Annotated in this window: 7 protein-coding genes; 2 read left to right on the top strand and 5 right to left on the bottom strand. The window is 64.3% G+C overall.

The genetic code is table 11. The features are described from left to right. A partial coding sequence (locus tag JHD07_RS09540; protein WP_291621373.1) for an SMP-30/gluconolactonase/LRE family protein occupies positions 1 to 782 on the bottom strand: 782 nt, incomplete at its 3' end. Positions 783 to 871: 89 nt separating this feature from the next. Here JHD07_RS09540 and JHD07_RS09535 point away from each other — a divergent pair. After that, positions 872 to 1,696: an NAD(P)-dependent oxidoreductase gene (locus JHD07_RS09535; protein WP_291621372.1), complete on the top strand. Its 825-nt coding sequence runs from the start codon at positions 872 to 874 to the stop codon at positions 1,694 to 1,696. A 168-nt stretch (positions 1,697 to 1,864) separates the two neighbouring features. On the opposite strand, the gene JHD07_RS09530 is transcribed toward JHD07_RS09535, so the two are convergent. Both JHD07_RS09530 and JHD07_RS09525 read right to left on the bottom strand, forming a co-directional pair. After that, a complete protein-coding gene (locus JHD07_RS09530) occupies positions 1,865 to 2,809 on the bottom strand; it encodes a hypothetical protein (RefSeq protein ID WP_291621369.1) in 945 nt (314 codons plus the stop codon). Between the two features lie 257 nt (positions 2,810 to 3,066). Then, positions 3,067 to 3,993, bottom strand: coding sequence for a hypothetical protein (locus tag JHD07_RS09525; protein WP_291621367.1), 927 nt, complete (start codon positions 3,991 to 3,993; stop codon positions 3,067 to 3,069). Between the two features lie 221 nt (positions 3,994 to 4,214). Between JHD07_RS09525 and JHD07_RS09520 the strand changes: the two genes are divergently transcribed. After that, positions 4,215 to 5,933, top strand: a complete 1,719-nt coding sequence (locus JHD07_RS09520; protein WP_291621365.1) for an IlvD/Edd family dehydratase — start codon at positions 4,215 to 4,217, stop codon at positions 5,931 to 5,933. A 32-nt stretch (positions 5,934 to 5,965) separates the two neighbouring features. Here the strand turns inward: JHD07_RS09520 and JHD07_RS09515 are convergent, their stop codons facing one another. Further along, on the bottom strand, positions 5,966 to 6,541 hold the full coding sequence (locus JHD07_RS09515) for a histidine phosphatase family protein (RefSeq protein ID WP_291621362.1): 576 nt from the start codon (positions 6,539 to 6,541) through the stop codon (positions 5,966 to 5,968). Continuing rightward, positions 6,538 to 6,963, bottom strand: a 426-nt coding sequence (locus tag JHD07_RS09510; protein ID WP_291621360.1) for an enoyl-CoA hydratase-related protein, incomplete at its 5' end; no start/stop codon positions are given. The genes JHD07_RS09510 and JHD07_RS09515, both read right to left, overlap by 4 nt.

The raw sequence follows: 6,963 nt of genomic DNA, 5'->3' as shown, positions 1-6,963 counted from the left end.
CCGCACCAGAGATTGCCGTCGATGTCGACGCGGAAACCATCCGGCGTGCCGGGGCCTGCATCGACAAAGACGCGCTTATTCGAAAGTTTGTCGCCGGAAGGTGAAACGTCATAGGCGAGAATTTTGCGGGTCGGCACGCCGCGGGATTCGATGAGGTAGAGAATCTTCTCGTCCGGCGAGAAGGCGAGCCCGTTCGGCCCGAGCACGCCCTCGGCGACGACCGTGGCTTTGCGAGTCTCCGGATCGAACCTGTAGACGTTCATGTCGAGCTCGGGCTCAGCCTTGTAGCCCTCGTAATTGCCAAGCAGGCCGAAGGTCGGATCGGTGAACCAGATCGAGCCGTCCGACTTGACGACGACATCGTTCGGCGAGTTCAACCGCTTGCCGTCGAACGAATCCATCAGCACCGTGATGCTGCCGTCATATTCGGTGCGCACCACGCGCCGGCCGCCGTGCTCGCAGGTGACGAGCCGGCCCTGCCGGTCCCGCGTGTTGCCATTGGCGAAATTGGAAGGCTTGCGGAACACGCTGACCGCACCGGTCTCCTCCTCCCATTTGATGATGCGCTGGTTCGGGATATCGCTGCACAGGAGATACCGCCCGTCGCCGAACCACACCGGCCCCTCGGCCCAGCGCAGGCCGGTGGCGAGGCGCTCCACCGCCGACAATTTCAGCCAGTATTTTTCGAAGCGTGGATCGAGTGCCTGAATGGCCGGATCGGGATAATAGCTCGCCGGCCGCCAGCCTGACCGTTCCTGGGAGTGGGACGATGCCTCATTCATGGCGGTTCTCTCGTTTGGTTCCCTCTGGACAATCCTGCTATCATTGGAGACACGTGACCGCAAATCGGTCAGCATAGGCGAGGGACGACATGGCGCGCATCTTGATGACGGGAGCTTCGGGCGGAATCGGCACGAGCCTGCGGAAACTGCTGCCGCCGATCTATCCGGATCTTTTGCTCTCCGACATCAGGCCGCCGGCCGATCTCGGCGCGAACGAGAAATTCAAGGCCGCCGACCTCGCCGATCTCGCGCAATGCGAAGCGATCTGCGAGGGCGTCGACGGCATCCTCCATTTCGGCGGCTATTCGGTCGAAGGCAGCTGGGATCAGATCCTCCAGGCCAACATCATCGGCGGCTACAATCTGTTCGAGGCGGCCTACCGCAAGGGCGTCAAGCGCGTGGTGTTCGCCTCGTCGAACCACGCCGTCGGCTTCTATCCGCGCCACCACAGGATCGGCACCGACGTCACTGCGCGGCCGGACAGCCGCTACGGCGTCAGCAAGGTGTTCGGCGAGGCCGTCGGCGCGCTCTATGCCGACAAGCACGGGATGAAGGTGACGTGCCTGCGCATCGGAAATTTCGGCGACATGCCGCTCGACCACCGCCGGCTCTCGATCTGGCTCAAGCCCGACGACCTCGTGCAGCTCTGCCGCATCGGGCTCGACCATCCCGACGTCCATTTCGAGATCCTTTACGGTGCCTCTTTCAACGAGCGCGCCTGGTGGGACAATCACCGCGCCTACGAACTCGGCTACCGCCCCACCGGACGCGCCGAGGATTTTCGCGAGCACGCGATGGCCGAGCAGGCCAAACTCAAGCCGGACCTGGTCGGCGATTATTTCCAGGGCGGCACCTTCTGCAGCATGGAGTTCGACGCCGACCCGAGCCGGATTATCGATTGGAATAAGCGGTAGTCCCGTTAATGTAGCCTGCGCCCTCGCCACACGTCATTGCGAGAAGCTCGCAATGAGGCCCGGAGAGAGCAGTGCTCGCATGCGAGGAGAAAGCTCCTGGCGCCGCTATTGATCTGGCGTCGCCAAGATGCGGCTTCCGTGAGAGCGCAACTCATCCGCAGCCTGACATCAGAAATGCAAGTTGATCCTCAGCAGCGCCTGGTGCCGCTCGAACTGCTCCAGGTTAAGGCTGCGGTTGTCGCCGAGTGCCTTGCCCGCGACCTGCATCTGCCAGGTGCCGGAGATGCCGACTTCCTTCGAAATGCTGTAGGAAAAGGTCGGGCCGGCGAAGACCGCATCGCCCAGAAAGCGATCGAGTGCGCCGCCGTCATAGGCCCGCGCGTAGCGAACGCCGAGGCCGAACAAGAGGTCGGGCTGCACCGCGTAGGAGATCGCCGCCTGGAGCTGCATCTCGGAATCGTGTCGCCAGAGATTGGTGACGATCTCGCGGGTCCCGCCGGTCCCGTACCAGACGTTGAAGGCCGCAAACAATCTGTCCTTGACCAGCTCGCGATCGAACAGCGCGGCAAACTCCGCGCCATATTGCGCGATGTGCAGGCCGGTGGCGTCGTCGATCCGGCTCCAGCCGGGCTGTGCGTGGAGAGTGAGCCCGAACGGCGCGACGGCACGATCGACCAGCTTGTAGCGCAGTTCGAGCGCGACGCCGCTGAAAGCGAGGTCCCGATGATCGGCAAGTCCCGGAACGCCGCTGATGTGCTGCCCGCCCAGCGAAAATCCCGGCGCGATCCGGAAATTGTCCGAGACCGTGTATTTGACCTGATTGAGATTGGCCCAGGCGGCGTAGCTGCCGGAGCGCTTGCCGAACGCGCCGACATTCTCGAACTCGACCTCGATCTCGCCGGGCTTGCCGATGTCGGAGCCCATGCTGAAACCGAAAATGTGCTCGGTGTCGATCTCCGCGTGGGCTGACGACAGGTTCTGCGCAGGCTTCGGAGGCGTGCCGGTAGTACGTCCGGGCTTGTCGTCGGCGTGGGCCAAGGCACAGCTCGCCAGCTGGCTGGCCACGATCGTTGCCGCCGCCACGGCGCGCGGGAAGCTCAATATTCCAGACACGAACAATCACCCCGAAATCGAGACCCGCGGAGGACGGATCTCGCGTGCGTGCATCAATCCATGCAAATGCAAGTCATTCGCAAATATTCCACGCAATTGGCGCCAGTGCAATTATTGCAACTCATTCTTAGTTGCGTTCAAGTGTCGCAGTTGGACGAGTTCCAGCGCAAGCGCTTAGGGTGAAAGCACGCAGCTCGGAGGCGTTGATCGGCCACCGGCAAGAGGTTGCGACGGACCTCCGCCGGGAGTTGTCCGTATCAGCCTCTGGCGATGTCCCGGCTTATCTTCTGCAATCGTACGAAGGCGGCCCACGCGTTTGGATATTGGGCGTCTCTTGAATCGATCGTGAGCAGCGCGCGGCAAGCCTCGTTGATGTCGTCGGCGGACGGACGCAGGGAGACGTCGCCCGACGATTCCGCTCGCTTCCAGCGGTCTTCGACCTCTTTCGCCAACGCGAGTGCTTCCGACGGGGTTCGCTTCCGGGTTGGCTTCGCCAATGCGTGGTCCGGCGGGAATGTGGGCCAGGCGGTAGGCGGCCGATCGGCTGGCCAGTCGCCTTCCCTGGCGGCCTCGCGCTTCGCAGTCGAATTTGCCTGTCCAGGTGCGGCATCAGGCGGGACGGTCCGGCCGGCCAACTCGCGGATCTGCCGTTCCATTGTCCCGCCGGACGACGATCCGCCCGCCGAGGCAGCAGGCGCTGTCAGCACGGGAGCCATCGACGTCTGCACGTCGGGGGCAATCTTCTGAACGGTCTTGATGGCGGCCGACGTGCCGGGCGACAGAGCCGGCCGCTGTTGGGCGACCTTGTCGTCCTCGGTGGGGCAGGGCCGGTACCCCGAATGTTGATGCGTGATGCGTCCGTTATCATCGATGCGGGCAAAATCGATGGCCACGGTGTAGACGAACGCGACTTCGGTGAACTGGCCGGACTGGTCCCTCGCCTTGACGCCGCCGCAAACATACCTCGCCGCGCCGGACTCGACTGAACGCAACGCGCCGAACGTTGCCGTCGCTGGATCGATCAGGGCATGCCGGACGGCTGCGCGGGCTTTCGCGTGTTCGGAGGAGAGCGCGCTGATCAGGACATCAGGGTTGATCAAATCGGGCTGGTAGTACCACACATACTCCGCGGCAAAAAAAGCTGCGCCGAACGCCGCTGCGATCAGGACACCGGGTACATTCATAGGATTCCTCCGGGCGAAGGAACCCGGCATGGTTGTTATATTATTCGAAAACTATTTGCGATAGAGTCCTCTAATAAGCCGTTAATCGGTTGTGCAATCGAGGAGCATCTACCAAAAGATTGTCCTCCCGGCCGGGTGACCTCCGCCGGATCCATTTGCGCGCCTTGTTGACAATACGGGGTGAGGCGGTACCACCAACGCAAACAGGACGGAGCGACCTGATGACGAGCGGCTTGCGCAAAGGTCTGACGAGCTATGGCGATGCCGGCTTCTCGCTGTTCCTGCGCAAGGCGTTCATCAAGGCCATGGGCTATTCCGACGACGCGCTGGAGCGGCCGATCGTCGGCATCACCAATACCTATAGCGACTACAATCCCTGCCACGGCAACGTTCCTCAGATCATCGAGGCGGCCAAGCGCGGCGTGATGCTGTCGGGCGCGATGCCGTTCGTGTTCCCGACCATCTCGATCGCAGAGAGCTTTGCGCATCCGACCTCGATGTACCTGCGCAACCTGATGGCGATGGACACCGAGGAGATGATCCGCGCCCAGCCGATGGACTCGGTGATCGTGATCGGCGGCTGCGACAAGACGCTGCCGGCGCAGGTGATGGCCGCGATCAGCGCCGACTTGCCGACCGTTGTCATCCCAGTCGGGCCCATGGTGGTCGGCCATCACAAGGGCGAGGTGCTGGGCGCCTGCACCGACTGCCGCCGTCTCTGGGCGAAATATCGCGCCGGCGACATGGACGATGCCGAGATCGAAGCCGTAAATGGCCGTCTCGCGCCTTCGGTTGGCACCTGCATGGTGATGGGCACGGCATCCACCATGGCCTGCATGATCGAGGCGATGGGCCTGTCGCTGCCGATGAGCGCGACGATCCCGGCGCCGCATGCCGAGCGCTTCCGTCTCGCCGAGGCGAGCGGCAAGGTGGCCGCCGCGATGGCCAAGGCCAAGGGGCCGAAGCCGAGCGAAGTGCTGACGCCCTCGTCATTCAAGAACGCGCAGGTCGTGCTGCAGGCAATCGGCGGCTCGACCAACGGCCTGATCCATCTGACCGCGATGGCGCATCGCTCGCCGCACCGGCTCGATCTCGCAGCCTTCGACCAGATCGGCCGCGAGGTGCCGGTGCTGGTCGACCTCAAGCCGTCCGGCGAGCATTACATGGAGCATTTCCATCACGCCGGCGGTGTGCCGAAACTACTGGCGCAGCTTGGCGATCTCGTCGATCTCGATGCCAGGACCATCACCGGCCAGACGCTGCGCGAGATCGCGGCGAATGCCGAGGACGTGCCCGGGCAGGACGCCATCCGTTCGCGCGACAATCCGATCAAGAAGGAGGGCGGCCTCGCCATCCTGCACGGCAATCTCGCCCCGCGCGGCGCGGTCATCAAGCAGTCGGCCGCGAGCCCGAAGCTGCTGCAGCACACCGGCCGTGCCGTGGTTTTCGAATCCGTCGAGGACATGACGCTGCGCGTTGACGATCCCGATCTCGACGTCCGCGCAGACGACGTGCTGGTGCTGCGCAACGCCGGCCCGAAGGGCGCGCCCGGCATGCCGGAAGCCGGCTATCTGCCGATCCCGAAGAAGCTCGCGCGCGGCGGCACCAAGGACATGGTGCGCATCTCGGATGCGCGCATGAGCGGCACCGCCTTCGGCACCATCGTGCTGCACATCACCCCGGAATCCGCGGTCGGCGGGCCGCTGGCGCTGGTTGAGAACGGTGACATGATCCGCCTCGACGTCGCCAACCGCAGCATCGAGCTCCTGGTCGATGCCGCCGAGCTCGAGCGGCGCCGCGCCGCACTGAAGCCCGCCGCCGCGCCCGAGGAAGCGCGGCGCGGCTACGCCTGGCTGTTCAACGAGACCATCATGCAGGCCGACGAGGGCTGCGATTTCGATTTCATGCAGAGGGCCGGGAAGCAGACCGGGAAGAGTTGATCGGTCGCGCAACGCACGCTCGGTACTCTCTCTCAGGTAACGACCTGCTCGATCCGCCACTGCGCGTCTTCGTGCAGGTAGCGGAACGGCGTGCCGTGGCTGTTCTTGAAATAACTGCCAGATAGTGCGTTTGCCATGGCTTGCATCACGGCGTCGTGGCAGACGAACAGCAGGTTGTCGCCGGGATGGCGCGCAAGCCAGCGCGAGACGCAGGCCAGCGACCGCCCGGCCATGGCGTCCCAGCTTTCGCCGTCGGCCGGCAGGATCGAGACGAGACCTGTCGCGGATTTGACGCCGTGCTTGATCATGAGGTCGCGGACGGGGAGGCCTTCAAAGCTGCCGAAATCGAACTCGATGATGCCGGCGTCGATCGCGAGGGGCACCGCGATCGCGTCCGCGATGATCTCGGCCGTCCGCGCGGCGCGTATCAGGGGGCTCGAGACGATGCGGCTGATGCCGAGGCTGCGCAGCACATGCGCGGCCTCCTGCGCTTGTCGCAGGCCATCGTCGTTCAGCGGGTTGTCGGTGCGGCCCTGGAACCGCCCCTCGCGATTCCAGTCGGTCGCACCGTGACGAAGGCCGTAGAACGTGCGCGCTGGCCTCGTCACTTCGACTTGCTCGTGAACTTCTTCACGGCGGTACGGAACGCCTCCGTGTTCATCGCCATGATGATCTTGTGCTCCTCGGCATCCAGCTGCTGCTTCACCGGCGTCGTCGCGGCCTGGTAGACCAGCTGCTTGGTGCCGGCAATCGCAGCCGGCGGATTTTGCGCGAGGCGCTCGGCCAGTTGCCGCGTCGCCGCCTTCAGCTCGGTCGCGGGAACGGTCTTGGCGACCAGGCCCCATTCATAGGCCTGCTGCGCGGTGAAAATGTCCTCGGCTAGGAAGACCTGCAGCGCCCGGCGCGATCCGACCGTGCCGACGATGCCGACCGTGGAGCCGCCGTCCGGCGACACCCCGATCTTGGCATAGGCGGGCGTGAACCTGGCGTCATCGGCGGCGATGCAGAGATCGGTGACGAAGGCGAGGCC

Origin of the sequence: Bradyrhizobium sp. (assembly GCF_016462955.1) — a bacterium.
GTDB lineage: Bacteria > Pseudomonadota > Alphaproteobacteria > Rhizobiales > Xanthobacteraceae > Bradyrhizobium.
The sequence above is the reverse complement of the archived record's forward strand: the minus strand, read 5'-3'. Positions and strand labels throughout refer to the sequence as shown.

Bases quoted from the DNA above. Each gene is read 5' to 3' on its own strand.
- JHD07_RS09520 (WP_291621365.1), top strand. From the start codon at position 4,215: ATGACGAGCGGCTTGCGCAAAGGTCTGACGAGCTATGGCGATGCCGGC.
- JHD07_RS09535 (WP_291621372.1), top strand. From the start codon at position 872: ATGGCGCGCATCTTGATGACGGGAGCTTCGGGCGGAATCGGCACGAGC.
- JHD07_RS09525 (WP_291621367.1), bottom strand. From the start codon at position 3,993: ATGAATGTACCCGGTGTCCTGATCGCAGCGGCGTTCGGCGCAGCTTTT.